Annotated in this window: 12 protein-coding genes; 9 read left to right on the plus strand and 3 right to left on the minus strand. The window is 52.8% G+C overall.

The window, feature by feature from the left end; translation table 11 throughout:
* Positions 1–90 precede the first annotated feature (90 nt).
* On the plus strand, positions 91–1,323 hold the full coding sequence (locus tag ACR9FF_RS04200) for an IS110 family transposase (RefSeq protein ID WP_435164098.1): 1,233 nt from the start codon (positions 91–93) through the stop codon (positions 1,321–1,323).
* Positions 1,324–1,559: 236 nt separating this feature from the next.
* Here ACR9FF_RS04200 and acnA read toward each other — a convergent pair whose 3' ends face one another.
* Positions 1,560–4,262, minus strand: coding sequence for an aconitate hydratase AcnA (acnA, locus tag ACR9FF_RS04205; protein WP_435169239.1), 2,703 nt, complete (start codon positions 4,260–4,262; stop codon positions 1,560–1,562).
* A 306-nt stretch (positions 4,263–4,568) separates the two neighbouring features.
* Here acnA and ACR9FF_RS04210 point away from each other — a divergent pair, with 306 nt between their 5' ends.
* The 7 genes from ACR9FF_RS04210 to ACR9FF_RS04240 all read left to right on the plus strand — a co-directional run bounded on the left by ACR9FF_RS04210 (position 4,569) and on the right by ACR9FF_RS04240 (position 15,102).
* Positions 4,569–5,930 carry an amidase domain-containing protein gene (locus tag ACR9FF_RS04210; RefSeq protein ID WP_435169241.1) on the plus strand — a complete coding sequence of 454 codons (1,362 nt, stop codon included), beginning with the start codon at positions 4,569–4,571 and terminating at the stop codon, positions 5,928–5,930.
* 25 nt (positions 5,931–5,955) lie between these two features.
* The gene (locus ACR9FF_RS04215; RefSeq protein WP_435169243.1) at positions 5,956–7,083 is read left to right on the plus strand and encodes a D-alanine--D-alanine ligase; all 1,128 of its coding nucleotides are present in this window, start codon (positions 5,956–5,958) and stop codon (positions 7,081–7,083) included.
* A 40-nt stretch (positions 7,084–7,123) separates the two neighbouring features.
* Positions 7,124–7,441, plus strand: a complete 318-nt coding sequence (locus tag ACR9FF_RS04220; RefSeq protein ID WP_015842440.1) for a hypothetical protein — start codon at positions 7,124–7,126, stop codon at positions 7,439–7,441.
* Positions 7,442–7,447: 6 nt separating this feature from the next.
* A complete protein-coding gene (uvsE, locus tag ACR9FF_RS04225) occupies positions 7,448–8,464 on the plus strand; it encodes a UV DNA damage repair endonuclease UvsE (protein ID WP_435172029.1) in 1,017 nt (338 codons plus the stop codon).
* A 114-nt stretch (positions 8,465–8,578) separates the two neighbouring features.
* Positions 8,579–9,397 (plus strand): sulfite exporter TauE/SafE family protein, encoded by an 819-nt coding sequence (locus ACR9FF_RS04230; RefSeq protein WP_435172031.1) that lies wholly within the window; start codon positions 8,579–8,581, stop codon positions 9,395–9,397.
* Positions 9,398–9,560: 163 nt separating this feature from the next.
* A complete protein-coding gene (locus ACR9FF_RS04235) occupies positions 9,561–10,418 on the plus strand; it encodes an inositol monophosphatase family protein (RefSeq protein ID WP_116394095.1) in 858 nt (285 codons plus the stop codon).
* Positions 10,419–10,677: 259 nt separating this feature from the next.
* Positions 10,678–15,102 (plus strand): InlB B-repeat-containing protein, encoded by a 4,425-nt coding sequence (locus tag ACR9FF_RS04240; RefSeq protein ID WP_435169246.1) that lies wholly within the window; start codon positions 10,678–10,680, stop codon positions 15,100–15,102.
* A gap of 62 nt (positions 15,103–15,164) precedes the next feature.
* On the opposite strand, the gene ACR9FF_RS04245 is transcribed toward ACR9FF_RS04240, so the two are convergent.
* Both ACR9FF_RS04245 and ACR9FF_RS04250 read right to left on the minus strand, forming a co-directional pair.
* Positions 15,165–16,790, minus strand: coding sequence for a response regulator transcription factor (locus ACR9FF_RS04245; protein ID WP_435169248.1), 1,626 nt, complete (start codon positions 16,788–16,790; stop codon positions 15,165–15,167).
* Positions 16,791–16,851: 61 nt separating this feature from the next.
* Complete coding sequence (locus ACR9FF_RS04250; RefSeq protein WP_127498405.1) at positions 16,852–18,582, minus strand: sensor histidine kinase; 1,731 nt, start codon at positions 18,580–18,582, stop codon at positions 16,852–16,854.
* A 213-nt stretch (positions 18,583–18,795) separates the two neighbouring features.
* Between ACR9FF_RS04250 and ACR9FF_RS04255 the strand changes: the two genes are divergently transcribed.
* Positions 18,796–19,710: an ABC transporter permease gene (locus ACR9FF_RS04255; protein WP_435172033.1), complete on the plus strand. Its 915-nt coding sequence runs from the start codon at positions 18,796–18,798 to the stop codon at positions 19,708–19,710.
* Positions 19,711–19,722: the final 12 nt, after the last annotated feature.

Here is a 19,722-nt window from a genome sequence, read left to right on the forward strand (position 1 = left end):
AGAATCGCCGAATGTTGCTTGAGCACGTGTATAAAAATACACCAATCTCCGTTGTATGACCTGTACAATCCAAGTTAATGAGGGATGAGAATGGATGCAGTACTTGAAAGATGTGCGGGGTTAGACGTACATCAGCAAACCGTTGTAGTTTGCGTGCTAAGCGGTCCGCTAGACAGAAAACCGAAAGAAGAGATCCGTACTTTTGGAACTACGACAAACGAACTTCTAGAGATGTCAGACTGGCTAACTGAAAAAGAATGCTCCCATGTTGCCATGGAAAGCACGGGTGTTCTTTGGAAAGCAGTTTGGAATATCCTTGAGGGTCAATTTACACTCGTGCTAGGAAATGCCAGGAAAATCAAAAACGTCCCTGGACGAAAAACCGATGTAAAAGATGCTGTATGGATCGCAAGTCTGTTACGATGCGGTCTGATCGAGCCTAGCTTTGTACCAACTACGGACATTCGGGATCTACGAGACCTTACTAGGTATCGTCGAAAACTACAAGGACAAATCACTTCAGAAAAAAACCGTATACACAAGACTTTGCAAGACGCGAACATAAAGCTAACCACTTATGTTTCCGACTTGTTTGGAAAGTCAGGATTAGCAATGCTCGATGCTATCGTCAACGGTGAAGTGCTCGATGAGGAATCCGTCAAAAGGATGGTTTTCACTAAGCTGAAGAAAAAAGTGCCCGAATTAATTGAAGCATTAAACGGTCGAGTACGTCTTCACCATCGTTTTATGATTCGACGACATTTAGAGCATATGCAACAGGTGGAAGAACACATTGAGATCCTAAACAAAGAAATTGATCGATTACTTGAACCATACAAGGAAGAAGTAGCCTTGTTGGTCACTATCCCGGGAATTCAAGAGGATGCCGCGGCGAGTATTCTTGCAGAGATAGGACCAGACATGTCGATATTTCCTACTGAAAACCATCTTGCTTCTTGGGGAGCCGTTTGTCCAGGAAGTAATGAGAGTGCCGGTAAAAGAAAGAGTTCAAAAACAAATAAAGGCAATAAAGGGCTAAAAGCAGTATTGTGCCAAGCGGCGTGGGCTGCTTCGAAAACCAAAAACACCCGTATTGCCGCATTTTACAGCCGTGTTGTGAAACGAAGAGGACCCAAGAAGGCTGCGATGGCCACAGCACATTTAATATTAAAGATTTGCTACTTCATGTTACGTGATAAAACTACCTATGAAGAGTTAGGCTGGGATTACCTACCAAAGAAAGAAAAAGGACTTGATTTCTGGATTAGAAAAATCAAGTCCATGGGATATGCCGTTCATTTACAGGATAACCAAATAGTCTAATTTTCAAAAAATTCGAAAGAATTTTCGGGGAGTGGTTTTTTGTCTCCAAAACGATATAAACCACCCAAAAACCTTCATTTTCGTATAAAAAGCGAATGCTTAAAAACTTTCTGGAAGAAAGTTGCTTCGTAAGCTTAATCTTTCTCCAGAATCATTCAAAATGCTCCGTTTGCCATTAACCTTTAGAGGAAAGAAAAAGCGACTGTGCTGATGTTATAGCACAGTCGCTTTTGTTTCTACATGATCTGGCGGAGCACGGTTTGCAGGATCCCGCCGTTGCGGTAGTAGTCGACGTCGACCATGGAGTCGAGACGTACGGTTACGTCGAACTCGGTTACCTTGCCGTCTTCGCCGGTCGCTTTGACATGGACCTTCTGGCCGGGCTTCACGTCATTGGAGAGCCCGCTAATATCAATGGTTTCGCGGCCGGTCAGGCCAACGGTCTTCCAGCTTTGGCCTTCAAGGAATTGCAGAGGGAGGACGCCCATGCCAACGAGGTTGGAACGGTGAATCCGTTCGAAGCTCTCGGCGATAACCGCTTTGACGCCAAGCAGCAAAGTGCCTTTTGCCGCCCAGTCCCGGGAGCTGCCCGTGCCGTATTCCTTGCCCGCGATAACGACAAGGTTCGTTCCGTCCTTCTGGTACTTCATTGAAGCGTCGTAGATGGACATGACTTCGTTTGTCGGCAGATAGGTGGTTACGCCGCCTTCCGTCCCCGGCGCTACTTGGTTGCGGATGCGGATGTTCGCGAACGTGCCGCGCATCATGACCTCATGGTTGCCGCGGCGGGAGCCGTAAGAGTTGAAGTCCACCCGTTCCACATGATGGTCGGTCAAATATTTGCCTGCAGGGCTGTCGGCTTTAATATTGCCCGCAGGGGAGATATGGTCCGTCGTGACGGAATCGCCAAGCAGTGCCAATATGCGCGATGACGGAATATTTTGAATGTCGCCGACATCTCCGCTCAAATTCTCGAAGAATGGAGGATTCTGGATGTAAGTCGAATCCGGATCCCACTCGTAGCTTTCGCCCTTAGCTACTTCAAGTGCGTTCCAGCGTTCATTCTGCGTGAAGACGTTGGCGTATTTATCACGGAACATCTCAGGACGGACTGCCGATTTGATCGCTTCATGCACCTCTTCATTGGTCGGCCAAATATCCTTCAAGAAAATCGGCTTGCCGCCTGCGCCCGTACCGATCGGGTCCTTTGACAGGTCGATATTTACCGTACCCGCCAGCGCATAAGCGACAACAAGAGGCGGGGACGCCAGATAGTTCGCCCTGACCTGGGCATGAATGCGTCCTTCGAAGTTCCGGTTGCCTGACAATACCGCCGCCACCGTCATATCATTGTCGGCGATCGCTTTGCTCACTTCATCAGGAAGCGGTCCGGAGTTGCCGATGCAAGTGCCGCAGCCGTAGCCGGTCAGGTGGAAGCCAAGTGCCTCCAGAGGCTCCATGAGACCCGCGCGCTCGAAATATTCCGTCACGACCAGCGAACCTGGCGTAAGAGAGGTTTTGACATAAGCCGGCACTTTTAATCCAAGCTCAACCGCTTTCTTGGCAACAAGCCCGGCCCCCAGCATAACGCTTGGGTTAGACGTATTGGTACAACTGGTTATGGCGGCAATAACAACGGCTCCGGTACCCATTTCGCTCTCCCGGCCGTCTTTATGGTGAACCTTTACTCTTTGATTTTTATTTTCTTCGCTTAAGCCATAGCCGCCTTTTTCAACGGGCAGGTTGATAATATCGTTAAAAGCTTCCTTGAGATGGGTGAGTTCAACGCGGTCCTGCGGACGTTTCGGTCCGGCAAGGGATGGCACAACCGTGGACAGATCAAGCTCCAGCGTGTCCGTAAACACCGGATCCGGCGTTTCATCGGTACGGAACATGTCCTGTGCCTTATAGTAAGCCCGAACCAGCTCAATCTGCTCTTCATCCCGTCCCGTATCCCGCATGTATCGGAGCGTCTCTTCATCCACCGGGAAAAAGCCGATCGTCGCGCCGTATTCAGGCGACATATTTGCCACCGTTGCGCGGTCAGCCAGGCTGATGTTAGACAGGCCGGATCCGTAAAACTCGACAAACTTGCCGACAACGCCTTTTTTACGGAGCATTTGAGTGACCGTTAAAGCCAGGTCGGTTGCGGTGGAGCCTTCGGCTAAACTGCCGGTCAGCTTAAAGCCGATAACTTCCGGCATGACAAAATAGAGCGGCTGCCCCAGCATCCCGGCTTCCGCCTCGATCCCGCCTACGCCCCAGCCCACAACGCCAAGACCGTTGATCATGGTCGTATGGGAATCGGTGCCGACCAGGGAGTCCGGGAAGACGACCGTGTCATCGCCGATTTTTTTGGTTGCGGCAACGGAAGCCAGATACTCCAGGTTCACCTGATGGACGATGCCGGTGTCGGGCGGAACTGCCCGGAAATTATCGAAGGCGGTTTGCGCCCAGCGCAGAAACCGGTAGCGCTCCTCATTGCGTTTGAATTCAAGCTTGATGTTGTATTCGAGCGCTTCCGGAGTACCGAAGGAATCGATCATAACCGAGTGGTCGATGACAAGGTCAACCGGCACGAGCGGATTGATTTTTTTGGGATCGCCGCCGGCACGCTTGACGGTATCGCGCATCGCGGCCAGGTCGACGACAACAGGGACGCCGGTGAAATCCTGCAGGAGAATACGCGCTGGAATAAAAGGGATTTCCTTATCGATCCGGCCGTTGGCCCAGGAAGCAATCTGCTTCACATGCTCCTCGGTTATCGCGCGGCCGTCGAATTGGCGGACGGCGGCCTCCAGCAGCACTTTAATCGAAAAGGGCAGCTTCGATACGGGGCCCAGCCCTTGCTTCTCCAGCTCCGCGATCGGGTAATACGCATAGGTTTTGCCGGCAGCATCCAGCGTGCTGCGCTCGGCAAAAGGGTTCTTCTTGGACATACGTTAGTGACCTCCTAAAAAATTTGCGAAGCACTTACTTCGAAAGCATTCGCTTAAAACTTGCGAAGCAAATTTAACTTCGAAAGCATTCGCTTAAAACTTGCGAAGCAAATTTAACTTCGAAAGCATTTGCTTAAAATTTGCGAAGCATTGACTTCGAAAGCATCCGCTTAAAGTTTACGGTTTGCTTAAACATTCATCCTCTTTACCCCAGATAGTGTTCCCAAGCCCCCTGGCGATTGTTACATGAAATCTTACATTTGCTCATATAATGAACCAGCAAATACAGGAATGGGAGGGGTAGCCATGTCTACGCGATCGGATCAAACAAGGAATCGTCCCGACAAGCAGCGGCCAAACAAAGCTTTAGTGCTCCAACCGGCGGCGGTGCGCACAAGTCAGCCGTCCGGGATCATATTGAAGGCGGAGGAGCTCGAAACGCAGCGTCCTTCCGTGACGCCGGAAAATGCCGCCCGCGAGCAGCGGGTCGGTCAATCGCTGCCCGCTGGGCTACCCGTCCAATCCGCACCTACAAAGTCTGCCCAGCCGTCTGCCGGTCATACCGCCGGAAGGGAAGCCGGTGCGAAGCTTTCTTCCTTGCTTCGTTCCACCGAGCCGTCAGGCGCCGGAAAAAGGGAGAAGGCAGGCGAATGGAAGTCCGTTATATCCAAATATGTGAACTTATACAATAAGGCCGAGACGGATCAGCATTATGCCGTTCTCGATGATTATATAGAAGATAAAGACCACTGCTTGAGGCTTCGTTACCGGCTTGAAAGGCTGCGGGAAAGGGAGCTGTACCGCGGCGTGCTCCCCGCCAGGGGCGAGACCAAGGCTGAGCTTATCAAGGTGAACGAATCCTCTGCCGAAGTGTCCGTTCTATTGAAGCTCCATATTAGAAGACAGATGGAGCAATCGGGGCTGCATTATCTGGAGGAGAGGACCGAAATCGAACGGTTATGGCTGAATCAGTCGGGAGGCGCCTGGCGCATCTTCCGGATCGAGCCTGTCATTGCTGAGCGGAGGCCTCGGTTCGGCGTTTCCGAGTACACCGCAGCGATGGAGGAGGACCTGGATCAGACCCGAGAAGCATCGGTCTTCCGGTCGACTCCTTTTTTGAACCTGGATCAATATCCGCAGTTGAAGCAACGGGTAAAAGGCATCCCCTATCGCCGCGAGCTGGCGGCCGCTTACGCCGACCGGTGGTGGAATGAAGGGAATCCGGCATACGAGGAATTCGAGGTAAACTGCACTAACTATATTTCCCAGTGTCTCTTTGCAGGCCACGCGCCTATGAACTATACTGGTAAAAGAGAAAGCGGCTGGTGGTACAAAGGCCGTAGCGGCGGCAAGGAATGGTGGAGCTACAGCTGGGCGGTGTCCAATGCGCTGACCAATTATTTGTCCGGCAAGCGCAATTCCGGCCTGCACGCAACCGTTGTTGAATCCGTGGAAGAGCTTCAGCTTGGCGATGTCATCACCTATGACTGGAACGGCGACAACCGGTACCAGCATAGCACCATTATTACCGCCTTCGATGCGGCAGGCATGCCGCTTGTGAACGCGAATACGGTTCCGAGCCGGCACCGGTTCTGGGACTACCGGGATTCCTATGCTTGGACCGAGCAAACAAGATACCGTTTTTTTCATATTGCGGACCACTTCTAAAAATAATCATACCGGAGGATACCTAATGGGGCAGAAAGTACACTTAGGGTTGATTTACGGAGGGAAGTCGGGAGAGCATGACGTGTCGCTGCAGACGGCATTTGCGGTGATGGGGGAGCTTGATTACGCAAAATATGAAATAACGCCTTTTTATATTACCCGGCTGGGCGAATGGAGAGTGGGATCGATGCTTGGCGGGCAACCGGGGGACATCGACGAGCTTCGCCTTGAGCCGGTGGACGGGGCACCGGTGCCGGTTGTGCCGGACCTTCCGCTTGCCCCGCTCCTGGATCGCTTGGCCGGAGGAACGCTTGCGGGCGGGGGACAGCCGATCGACGTTGTTTTCCCGTTGCTCCACGGTACCTTCGGAGAGGACGGGACGATTCAGGGTCTGCTCGAAATTGCGGACATCCCTTATGTCGGGGCGGGGGTTCTGGCCTCCGCTGCAGGGATGGACAAGATTACGATGAAGAAAATATTCGCGTACGAGGGTCTTCCGCAATGCGTCTTCCGGTATTTCAACCGAGCGCAGTGGGAGAAGGACGCCTCCTTTTTTATTATGGAATGCGAAGTCGCTTTGGGTTACCCGTGCTTCGTAAAGCCGTCCAACCTCGGATCGAGCGTAGGCATATCCAAAGCAAAGACCCGCGAGGAGCTGATCGCGGCGATCGATTTTGCCTTCCGGTTCGACCGCAGGGTCATCGTGGAGGAGTTCGTCGATGCCAGGGAGATCGAAGTCAGCGTTCTTGGCAACGATGATCCAAAAATATCGGTTCCCGGGGAAATTGCCCCGTCCAACGAGTTTTACGACTACAAGGCGAAGTACGTGGACGGCAAGTCCACCATTCATATTCCGGCGAATATTCCGAACAAGACGGCGGAAGCCGTGCGGGATATGGCGCTACGGGCCTTTTTGGCCATTGACGGGGCGGGGCTGTCGCGGGTGGACTTCTTCCTCCGCAAGACGGACGGTCAGCTGTTCGTTAACGAAGTGAATACGATGCCGGGCTTTACGCCCATCAGCATGTACCCGCTTATGTGGAAAGAGTCGGGCCTGCCGTACAAGGACTTGCTGGATAAGCTGATCGACTTGGCTTTCAAGCGTTATGCCGATAGGAAGACGATTGATTTCGGAGGCAGCGGCGGCAACTAATCGAAGCAATAATTCGGACTAAAAGAAAAGAGGGATAGAGATGGGTTTCGCGACAGAGTTTAATTCCGTATGCAAATTCAAATCGGAGCAAGAGCTGTATGAATTGCTTGAATACGGTAGGGGCAAAATGGTGAAGAGCGGGTTCCGCGTCTTCCCGACCGGCCAGAAAGTAATCGCGTATACGCCAAATAACGAAGCGATTGCGATCGTTCGCATTCTCGCCTCCATTGCGGAAATCAATTTCCAGGGGGAAGAAGTGACGGAAGTGGAGATGGAGCTGGTGCGCAAGCTGACGGAAGAGGAGGCGCGCATCCAGACGGCTCTCGCGTACGAGATGTTTTTCGGAGAGAGGGTATAATTGACTATGATCGTCCGGTTCGGATTTGTCGCCATGAGCACGATTCTAGAGAATGCTTCGCCGTCTCGGACAATGACGTTCGCGAACTTTAGCAAGCTGAACGATAGAGAAGCCGGCATAAGGAAGATGGAGCGGATCGCGGAGGAAAATCTGCATAATACGCTTCGGATCATGAAGCATGCCAATGCCCATGATATCCATATGTACCGGTTCTCGTCCAAGCTGATTCCGCTCTCCACGCATGAGGATCTTCTGGACTGGGATCCGTTTCCCGTCCTTCGTCCGTCCATGAAGGAAATTGGCGACTATGCGAAAAAGACGGGGATGAGAACCTCCTTCCATCCCGACCATTTCTGCGTATTCAGCACGAATCGTCCCGATGTCCTGGTCAAATCGGAACGGGATCTCGATTATCATATCCGGATGCTCGAAGCGATGGAGCTGCCGGAAACGGTGAAATGCAATATTCACATGGGCGGAGCCTATGGCGATAAGAAGCTGTCCGGCGAGCGGTTCGTTCAGCAGTTCGGCGCATTGACTGACCGGTACAAGCATCGGGTTACGCTCGAAAACGACGATAAAACGTTTGATGTCAGGGAAACGATTGTAGCTGCGGAAGCCGTTGGCGTTCCGATGGTCCTCGATATCCACCATCATGCGGTGAACAGCGGGGATGTGACGATGGACGAGCTTTCCGCCGGCTTATGGCCGCGGATTGCCCGTACGTGGACGCTGGAGGAGCAGCGACTCGGACTTGAAGAAGGTGGCCTTCCGCCCAAAATCCATGCTTCGAGTCCAAAAAGCTTGTCCGATCCCCGAGGGCATGCCGATAACGTGGAGCCGGAGCCGCTCGTGCAGTTTCTCCGGAGCGTTGCGGCGTCAACACCGAGGATCGACTGCATGCTGGAGGCGAAGCATAAGGATGCCGCGCTGCTCAAGCTAATGGAGGATCTAAAGGAAATGGCCGCGTTAGGAAACGGAATCCGCATCCTGGATGGCGGAACCGTGGAGATCGACCCTTAAGCGATAACACCGCCAAGGACCGCCAACAGGACGGCGTTGGCGGTGTTATTTTGTGCACGGATGATACATAGATCGTAGAGACATCATGAGCGGGAAAGCGGTGAAGGTAACGTGTTGGAATGGATTCTGCTGGTGCTGCTTGGCGTTGTTGCAGCGATGTTTGGCAGTATAGTAGGCCTTGGCGGCGGCATTATTATCGTACCGGTGCTTATGCTGCTGGGACCGCAGCTAACGGGGGGCGAGATCAGCCATGCAACCGCGGTAGGCACCTCGCTGACGATGCTTATTATTACGGCGCTTGCCTCTACGTTAAGCTACGCGAAGAAAAAGCTGGTCGATTTCAAAAGCGGCTGGCTGTTCTTTATGACGAGCGGGCCAGCCGCCATGATCGGATCCGCGCTGACCAGTCGGTTTCAAGGCGCTGCCTTTTCGCTGTCCTTCGGCATTTTTATGCTGCTTATGGCCGGACTGCTCGTAGCGCGCGATTATTTGAAACCCATCAACCGGGAATGGCCGATCCAGCGTACGATCGTAGATGCGAAGGGGCAAGAGCACACGTACGGTTATGCGATTATTCCCGCGCTGGCTATCGGGTTTGCGGTAGGTCTCATATCCGGTTTGTTCGGCATAGGCGGCGGCTCTTTGTTCGTACCGCTTATGGTGCTCCTGTTCCGTTTTCCGCCGCATACGGCGACCGCAACGTCCATGTTCGTTATCTTTCTTTCCTCGATACTGGGAAGCGGGATGCACGGCTGGCTGGGGGAAATCAATTATTGGATCGTGCTGGCGCTGGTGCCGGGCGCATGGATTGGCGGCAAGCTTGGCGCCATGATCGCGGGGCGAATGAGCGGAAAAGGGCTGCTCTGGCTGCTTCGGGTAACGCTGCTTTTGCTGGCCGCCCAATTAATCTACGAGGGTTTGACGAAGCTTTAACACTACGGTAATATTTTAAAAATATACGAAGTATACATTCTCTCTATACAACTTGCGCGAAACTTGCGGAGGAAGTTGTTCGTATAAGAAATGAACCTGCCCTTTTTTTTATTGTGAAACGTTTATGTTTGGTCAAATTATGATGAGAGTAGAGTGATGGACTGTGACTGTAAGTGATCAGCAGGGCACCGTCGTCGGAGGCAAAAGCTTCGCCGCCGTGGCGATCAACTGCGCGGCTAAAGCTGGAGAATGGATTAAGTCTAAGCTAGGAAACTATGAGAAGCTTGATATAAAGTACTCCGCTCATGATTTGGTGACGGAAGTAGACAAAGGCTCGGAGACGTTGATCAAGCGTCTTGTGCTGACGCATTTCCCTCATCATTCCTTCCTCGGCGAGGAGGGCGTTGAGCCCGGGCCGGAAGCATCTGCACGCGCGCTGGAGGAAGTAAGCGAAGCCGAATATTTGTGGATTGTCGACCCGATTGACGGGACGACCAATTTCGTGCACGGCTTTCCGTTTTTTGTAGTCTCCATCGCGCTTGCCCATAAAGGCGAGGTGATTCTCGGCGTTGTCTACGATCCGATGCGCGACGAATTGTTTATAGCCGAGAAGGGCAAAGGAGCTTACGTGCACGGCAAGCGGATGAGCGTGTCCCAGGAGGACAGCTTGAAGACGAGCCTTATTGCTACGGGCTTCCCGGCAGACTTGGATTATGCGCTGCCGCTTAACATGAAGGGGCTGCAGGCGCTGGCGCCGCAAGTCCGCAATATCCGCTCGGGCGGCTCGGCAGCGCTTCATATGGCTTATGTCGCGGCCGGCCGCTTAAGCGGCTTCTGGGAGATCGGCTTGAATAGCTGGGACCTGGCGGCAGGCGCGCTGCTCATTCAGGAATCCGGCGGTACCGTAACCGATACGCTCGGGCAGCCGTACAGCCTAGGCGTCCGCAACGTCGCAGCGTCCAATGGAAAAATGCATCAGTCCTTCCTTGACGCGCTTGCGGCTGCGGATGCCGTGAAATAACAGGATTTATTAATAAATAGAGTTTTGCAAAACCGGCTATCGGCGATAGCCGGTTTTTTTCGTGCGCGTTGGCAGTGCCTATAGCGCTATAAATCATAGAATAGGTCGTAGGTATAATATATTAGTTCGTTAGTATGGTATATGATACTGTGTAGCATTATCGTGTTTGTTATATTTGAGGATGGGGATGGGTCAGGCGATGAGTAGGAACATCTGGGGAAGAGCAATAAGTCGTCATGCATTTAGCAGGAAAATAGCAATGGTATTAATCTTTGCGATAGTAGCAGGTCTGCTGCCGGTATATGGCAAGGCCTTCGCAAGCGGGGGAACGGATGCGCTGGAAGGCTTGTCCTGGGTAGCTAAGCCATCGGGCTCTACCGATCCTACGGATTCGTTCCGTACGGCGGCATACGGCAGCGGGAAAATCGTCGCAACGGGAACCCCGCCGATGCCGTTTATAAGCAGCAATCAAGGCGATATGCACGCCGGAAGCCTGTACCGCTCTTCAACAACCGGCGCGGTATGGACGCCTCTATCTACGGGCAATCACGAGATTAGAAGTCTGGTATACGGCGGTCCTGCCAATTTTGTTGGAGTAGGCTATTCGCAATATATCATGTACGGGCAACAAAGCTATCACGGGAAAATAATGACTTCTAGTGACGGGGTGAACTGGATTTCTAGAACGCCTCCCGGCGAGTCGGGAGAAACGCTGTACGGCGTATCTTACGGAAGCGCGGGTTACGTAGCGGTTGGCGCGAGCAACGATATCAATTTTAATCAGACGCAAGTCATTCTGACCTCAAGCAACGGGTCTTCGTGGAGTCAGTATTTGATGACTAGCGGGGCGCTTAATGCGGTAGCATTCGGCGGCGGAACCTATGTCGCGGTTGGCAGCGGAGGGACGATATTAAGTTCAACGAATGGCGTGAACTGGACGCCGCAAAGCTCGGGTGTTACAACGACATTGCGGGGAATTACATACGGAAATGGACTATTCGTTGCGGTCGGAAACGGCGGCAAACTTCTTACGTCTCCCGACGGAGCGAATTGGACGACGGTTACTCCACCGGTAAGCGGTACGTTCTACGGAGCCGCATACGGCGGCGGCACCTTTGTAGTCGTTGGCGGCAACGGTACGATTCTAAGCTCGCCGGACGGTCAGAGCTGGCAGCAGCGCGCAAGCGGCACGACAGCTGTCCTGTACGGGGCGGCCTATGTGAACGGTGAGTTTATGGCGCTTGGCTCGAACGGCACCATCCTTATGGCGCAGCATAAGCTCACGTATGCGGCGGACTCGAATGGTACGATTAGCGGCGATGCGCTGCAAGGCGTACGGACGGGTGGAAGCGGGACTGAAGTAACGGCCGTAGGAAATACCGGTTACCATTTCGCCAGTTGGAGCGATAACTATGCGGACGCAGCCCGGACGGATAAAGATATTACCGGCGATCTCAGCGTAACCGCTAGGTTTGCAATCAACGTTTATGAGCTCACGTATGCGGCAGGTCCGAACGGCAGCCTTACGGGGGATAAATCTCAGTCGGTCACGCATGGCGGGAATGCGACAACCGTAACGGCCGTAGCCGACCCGGGCTATCACTTCGTAGGCTGGAGCGATGGCTATACGAACGCAAGCCGGACGGACAGTAACGTTACGGGTACTCTGAATGTCACCGCGCAATTTGCAATCGATACTTACAAGCTTACCTATACGGCAAATCCGGGTGGCAGCATTGATGGACAAGCATCGCGTGTGCAGACCGTCGATTTCGGCTCCGATGGTCAAGAAGTAACGGCCACACCGGATCCGGGTTATCATTTCGTTAGCTGGAGTGACGGAATCGAAACTCCCAATCGAGTGGACCGCGATGTGAGAGCGGACAAGACTGCAGCAGCCAGCTTTGCGCTTAACGAGTATACGCTGACGTATGCGGCGGCGGAAGGCGGGACCCTGGACGGACAGACTTCCCAGAAGGTCACGCATGGCTCGAACGGCAGCGAGGTAACGGCGGTACCGAACCCGGGCTACAGCTTCGTCGGCTGGAGCGACGGCGTTGCGACGGCATCCCGGACAGACCTCGCAGTGGTGTCCAACAAAAGCGTAACGGCAACTTTTTCCATTAATCAGTATACGTTGACCTATACGGCCGGCACCGGGGGAAGCATTAACCAGGATGCCGCTCAAACCGTCGAATACGGAAAAGACGGCAAGACGGTAACCGCTGTGGCGGACGAGGGCTACCATTTCGCAGGCTGGAGCGATGGCTTGCTCACGGCATCCCGCCAAGAGAAAAATGTCCAAGCCAGCGTTGCGGTAACGGCCGTGTTCGAGATTAACCAATACGATCTGGCTTATACCGCCGGAGCGCATGGGACTCTGACCGGCGTTGCTCATCAGACCATAAACCATGGCTCTAATGGAGCGGAAGTGAAGGCCGTAGCGGACACGGGTTATCATTTTGTCCGTTGGAGTGACGGCATAACGACGGCCAGCCGCACGGACCTTAACGTTACGGGTAATCTGAGCGCAGAAGCGGAATTCGCGATCGACACGTTTACGCTCACCTATTCCGCGGGAACCGGGGGAAGCGTGACCGGAGATGCCACGCAGGAAGTCAATTACGAAGCCGATGGTACGGAAGTGCATGCGGTGCCTGCAGTCGGCTATCATTTCACCGGTTGGAGCGACGGTGTTCAAGCGGATACTCGTAAGGATACCGGGATTGTGGCTAACTTGAACGTCACGGCGAATTTCGCGATTAACGAGTACGCGTTAACCTACACGGCGGGGGATCATGGAACGCTGACAGGCAATAAGCTCCAAACGGTAAATCATGGCTTGGACGGAACGGAAGTAACGGCAGCAGCCGATGCGGGTTATCATTTTGTCCGTTGGAGTGACGGCGTAACGACGGCCAGCCGTACGGACTTGAACGTGACCGGCGATCTAACCGTCACAGCGGAATTTGCGATCGATACGTTTACGCTTACTTACTCCGCTGGAGCTGGGGGAAGCGTAACAGGGGCGGCAACGCAGCAAATCAACTACCAAGCCAATGGTACGGAAGTAAAAGCGGAACCGGCGGTTGGTTATCATTTCATTGGCTGGAGCGACGGTATTCAGACGGATACGCGTCAGGATACCGGGATTGTGGCTGACCTGAACGTCACGGCGGAATTCGCGATTAACGAATATACGTTGACCTACACGGCTGGCGATCACGGAACGCTCACCGGCGATAAGCTCCAGACGGTTACTCATGGCTCGGACGGAACGGCGGTTACGGCCGTGCCGGATGCCGGATACCGGTTTGCCGGTTGGAGCGACGGAGTGGGAAGCGCAACAAGAACGGATCTTAGCGTAAACGGCAACCTGACGGTTACGGCTTCCTTTGCCGTAATCAGCAGCAACAACGGCGGCGGCAATTCGAATCCGGCGTCCGGCTTCGAGGTTGTCATTGACGGGAAGTCTTACCGCTTAGGCGAGCTCAAGTCTTCCGCGCGGGGAGAGCAAACGGTATCGACTCTCCATCTGAGCGCGGATCAGTTGAAGGAGATTCTGGCTTCATCGGATCAGCAGGTTACGGTTGTGCTTCCAATCAAGACGGGAGCGGATGTCGCGGTTGGCGAGATTCCCGGCGATCTCCTGCAGCTGCTTATCCAGAAGCAGGCCACCTTGCGGATCGAAACGGAATATGCCGTATACGCATTGCCAACCGGGCTTATCGATTTAACGAAGCTGTTTAATGGCAGCGTAAATGCCAAGGATGTCACGGTTAACGTGGAAATCGGGAAACCAACGGCAGCAATGACAGCATTGACGCAGAAGGCTGCCTCACAGAATCAGCTTAATCTGGCAGTATCGCCTGTTCAATTCTCGGTAACGGTTTCTTATGGCGGCAAGAAGGTTGAGCTCTCCGCATTTGCTTCCTATGTAGAACGAATGATTGCTATTCCGGATAACATGGCTCAAAATCCGGAGTTAACGGCCATCGTCGTGGAGCCGGACGGGTCTGTCCGGCCAGTGCCAACGAAGCTGGTCAGCATTGAAGGCAAGCGTTATGCCGTCATCAACAGCCGTACGAACAGCTTGTATGCGCTTGTGAGCAAGAGCGTTTCCTTCTCTGACATAAGCAATCATTGGTCCAAGAACGCGGTGAATGATATGGCGTCCCGCCTCATTGTCGGCGGAGCGGGAGACGGGTTGTTCTACCCGAACAAAGCGATTACACGTGCCGAGTTCGCTGCGATTATCGTTCGTGCGCTGGGGCTTCGCATGGAGAACGGCGCAAGCAGCTTCTCGGACGTAAAAGCATCGGCCTGGTATTCCGATGATGTTCAGACGGCTTATTCGCATCAGCTTATTAACGGGTATCCGGACGGCAGCTTCCATCCGAATGACAGCATTACCCGCGAACAAGCGATGACGATTATAGCCAAAGCGATGACATTGACGGGTATTCAAACCGATCTTCAAGAGAGCAGCGTAAATGCCTTAATCAACGCGTTCTCGGATAAATCGAAAATCTCGGCTTGGGCGACAAGCGGCATTGCGGCTTGCCTGGAGGCCGGCATCGTATCGGGACAAAGTGCCTTGATTCTGGCTCCCGCCTCGAATATTACAAGAGCAGAAGCTGTCGTTATGATTCAAAGGCTTCTATCGAAATCGGATTTGATCTAAAGAAACGAAAAAGACGCTTCCTGACCATGCGGATAGGAAGCGTCTTTTGCATGCGTATACGGCTAGTTTGTCACCTTATTCCGATATTCCTGAGGCGTGATGCCAAAATGCTTTTTGAACAGCTGGATAAAGTAGCTTGGCTTCTGATAGCCCAGCATAACCGAGATTTCATAGATTTTCTCATCCGTCTGGGCAAGCAGGTCGGCCGATTTCTCCATTCTCGCGCGCAGCAGGTATTCGCTGATTCCTTCGCCCGTCTCCGTCTTGTAAATCTTAGACAGGTAGGAGGGATTGAGATAAACATGCGCCGAGATGGAGTGAAGGGAGGCCTGCTCCAGATGATTGTGAATGTACTCCTGCACCTTGCGGATAATGCTGGAGCGGGAATCCTTATCCTCCGAATTGACCGATTTCCGGTAGGAATCGATTGTCCGGTCCGTCCATGCGCGCAATTCATCAACCGTATGAATCGGGCTGCCGTTCGCAAACGCGTGGAAGTCGTCGCCAATCATGTCGGACAGCCATTTCTTGTTCTTATGCGCCAGGGCGGCTAGCGTTGCGGCGATCGAGAAATAGGCTTCCAGCACATGCTCCTGGGACCCCCGCCATTCCTCCTCAATCTCGCGGAAGATCGCTTCAAGCTTCTCGCCGGCGGCATCCCATTGGCCAAGCTCCAGCATCTGCAGCACGGAAGGCGGGCGGTACAGCTCGCCAAGCAGCTGCGGCGTGCCGCGCGTCGGCTCTTTCGCGAGCGACACGAACAGCTCCTGCTCGCTGCCGATGAACTGGCGGAAGTTCGTAATGGAGGTCTGATAGAGTGGGCCGACATCCTGCGGGAAGGTACCTCTTTTACTCGTAAGAATTGAGATGCCGACCTTGAGGTACGATTTCACGACATGCTGGAGCTGGAAAGCGTGGCTCTCAATCCATTCGTCCAGCTCGCTTGTTAGGGTTGAACTGGCTTTGGCTTTCAGGAGACAAACGATAAAGCCGTTCGAATCTTTGCAATGCCACATGTCCAGCTGGTCGCCGAATACTTCCTCCGCGATATTGGCCAGCGCGTAATCAATTAAAGCCTCGCTCTCGCCGTCATCGTAGAGACGGTCCTCATCATCAATCCGGAGCAGCATGACATGGAAATCATCGTTTTCCCGGAACGGTACCGTGTAGGTGGCAAGCTTTTTGGACAAGCGCTGCGGGGATAAGGACTGCTTGCCGCTCAGCATATCCAGAAGCAGATATTCTCTCAGCTTCGGCAGCTGCTCCCGCAAGGAGTACATCGCGCGCTGCATCGAGCTGATCTCCAGCCACTCCTGTTCAAGCTCCTTGATTGCGCGGCGGACCGAAGTCAGCAGCTCATCGTCCGAGGCCGGCTTCAGCAGATAGTCGCTGGATTTCAGCTTCAAGGCCTGCTTCGTATATTCGAAGTCGGAGTAACCCGACAGCAGAATGCATTTGGTATGCTTCCAGTTCTGCTTGATTTCCTGAATAAACTCCAGTCCCGTCATGCCCGGCATCCGGATATCCGTAATAACGACATCTATGGCATGCTCATGCAGCAGCCCGATGGCTTCCGGGCCGGAATAGGCTTTATGGACAACGTCAACGCCGGCTTCCTCCCATGGCAGCATATCTGCTAGATCGTCGGCAAGTATCGATTGGTCGTCTACAATTAGAAGTTGGCGCATCTCGAATTCCCCCTAAAAAGAATAGCTCGCAAGCTAGGCGTCAGCTAATAGAATGGCTTGCTTAAGATTGATTCCCTTCACTTTCATTAGGCCAATACAGCTCGACGGTCAATCCGCCATCATCGCCGCGGATCAGCCGGACTCCGGCTTCCTGTCCATATTGCAGAGTCATGCGCTGGCGTGTATTCCACAGGGCGCAGCCCTTATCCTCCGTTGGCGGCATTGACATTTGCAGCTTTAATTGGGCCAGCTGCTCCTCCGTTACGCCAACTCCGTTATCGGTGACGGTGATGACGTTATACCGGTCATTTTGCGAGCCGGTAATTCGCACCTCGCCGCCGCCGATCGGCTCGAGGCCGTGCAGAACGGCATTTTCGACGATCGGCTGGAGGATTAACCGAGGAATTTCAAGCTCCTCCATCGCTTCCGGGATCGTAATGACGTAGGTCATATCCTGGACGTTCATCGCCTGGATCGCCAGATAACTCTTCACCAGCTCCACCTCCTCGCGCAGGTAGGCCAGCTGTCTTTCGGACCTTGTCGTATACCGGTAATACCTGCTGAGATGCAGCGCAAGCTCCATAACGGATTCTTTTTCCCCAAGTCTCGTAAGACTGCGGATCAGGGAGAAGCAATTATAGAGGAAATGCGGATTAATCTGCGATTGAAGCTGCTTCAGGTTGGCATCCCTTGAACGGATCTGCTCCAAATACACGTTCTGGATGAGCTGCTCGATCTGGGAAGCCATGTCATTAAAGCTGACGAGCAGGAAGTGGAACTCGTTGTTCGGATGGAACACCTTCAGCTTCGGATATTCGCCTTTTTTCAGCTTTTTCACGCCTCTGATCAGCTCGCGGATCGGAACCTGCACATTGGTGTACAGCACGTAAGCCGCAATCGTACTGCCGATAAGGAGAAAGACGATACAGATGTAAAAGAGATTGCTGTTTGCCGTAATCGGCCTGACAACGTCATCGATGGGAAGGTAATCAAAAAGGTACCAGCCAAGCTCGGGCATGTACACGCTGTTGACGGTATATTCGATGCCGTCCAGCTTAATGCGGGTATATTGCGATTCCGACAGCTTTTCCAAATTCACCTTGGCAAGCAGCTTCTTCTGCAGCTCGGTATCGGAGCCGTTCACCGCGAGAATCTTCCGGTCCGGCGAGCTGAAGAAGACATCTCCCTTGCTTCCCGCCTTGAAGCGTTCCAGCGCCTTCACTAATTCGTCAGCCGCGAAGCTGACCTCAACGATAACTCCCGCGTTAGAGGAGGAGCTGTCATAGGGCTCGCTTAGAAACCTTACAAACCTCGGATTGTTCTGATAATAAGGGGCAACGTTCTCGGTATATTTCCAGACCTTTGAATAGTTTTTCGCTACGAGATCTTTATCGTATTGAAGATGGAAGTCGGTTGAAACGAAGGTGTTGGTAGCCGGCGCATAGATGCTGATCGTTGTATCCCAATCGGAGGAGGCATTGATGAGCCGAAGCTTGTCGGCAATGCGAATCTTCTGATCCGTTTGTTCGTATAGGGTGGCTATCTCCAAAAATTCGAGGGTACGGACGTTAATATCTTCGGTTATCATAAGGCCGCTTTTCGCCAGCTGCTCCGCCGTATCATCGGTCTCGGCCGCAAAGTAGGACAAGTCTTTGTGCATGGAGATTTCCACTTCGTTCATCACGACGTCCATGCTTGTTTTATTCGAAAACCAGTAGAGGGCGATGATCGGAATGAGCAGCAAAACGATAATGCCGACTATTTTTGTAAACGTATTCAATCTCAGCGACATGATAGTCCGTCTCCCCGCATCAAAGTGGATGAAAACAAAAAATCCGGGTATCGTTCTAAAATCATTGGCGCAGACTTGGCGATTCCCCGATTGCTATACTTACTATACATCATGATGAAACTCTGTCAATCGACAAATAGAATAGCGGAAAGGACAATGGGGATGGGGACAACAACAAAGGCGATAGCCGGCAATGAGGTCTTGCAGCAGGAGATGGGCAAATCAAAATCGAGAGGATTTCTGAAGAGGACCTGGCCGCTTCATATCATGCTGCTTCCGGCGGTAATCCTGCAATTCATATTCGTGTACGTGCCTCTCGGGGGATTGGTTATCGCTTTTCAAGACTACAAACCGTACGATGGCATTTTCCATTCCAAGTGGGTAGGGATTGAGCATTTCAAATTTATGTTCGATTATCCGGACATTAAGCAGGTTATTACGAACACGGCGCTGATCGCCGGACTAAAAATTATTTGCGGCATTATCGTGCCGTTCGTGTTTGCGCTTTTGCTGAACGAAGTGAGCTTTAATCCTTTCAAGCGCACGGTGCAGACGCTGGTGTATCTGCCTTACTTCATCTCCTGGGTATTCCTGGGCGGAATCCTGAATGACATGCTTGCATCGGACGGGATTATCAACTCGGTGCTTCATAACTGGTTTGGCGTGAAGGAGTCCATTCTGTTCCTGGGCGACGGCAACTGGTTCCGGTTTGTCGTTGTGCTTAGCGATGTCTGGCAGCAATTCGGTTACGGCACAATCGTGTATCTCGCGGCGTTGGCAGGCGTGAATCCGGCACTCTACGAAGCGGCGGAAGTAGACGGCGCGACTCGCTGGAAGCAAACCTGGCATGTAACGATTCCATCGCTCCTGCCGATCGTAATCGTTGTGGGGACGCTTGCGCTTGGCAATATTTTGAACGCGGGCTTCGACCAGATCTTCAACTTGTATAATCCGCTTGTCTACAGCAAAGGCGACATTATAGACACGTTCGTTTACCGTACGGGTATCCTGAACGGGCAGTACAGCTTGGCCACGGCCGTTGGCATTTTCAAATCGCTCATCGGTTTCGTGCTCATTATCGTCGGTTACAAGCTCGCTCAAAAATATGCGGATTATAAAATCTTCTAGAAAGGGGTACCT

The sequence above is a fragment of the Paenibacillus glycanilyticus genome, assembly GCF_051200795.1.
In the GTDB taxonomy this organism is placed as follows: domain Bacteria; phylum Bacillota; class Bacilli; order Paenibacillales; family Paenibacillaceae; genus Pristimantibacillus; species Pristimantibacillus glycanilyticus.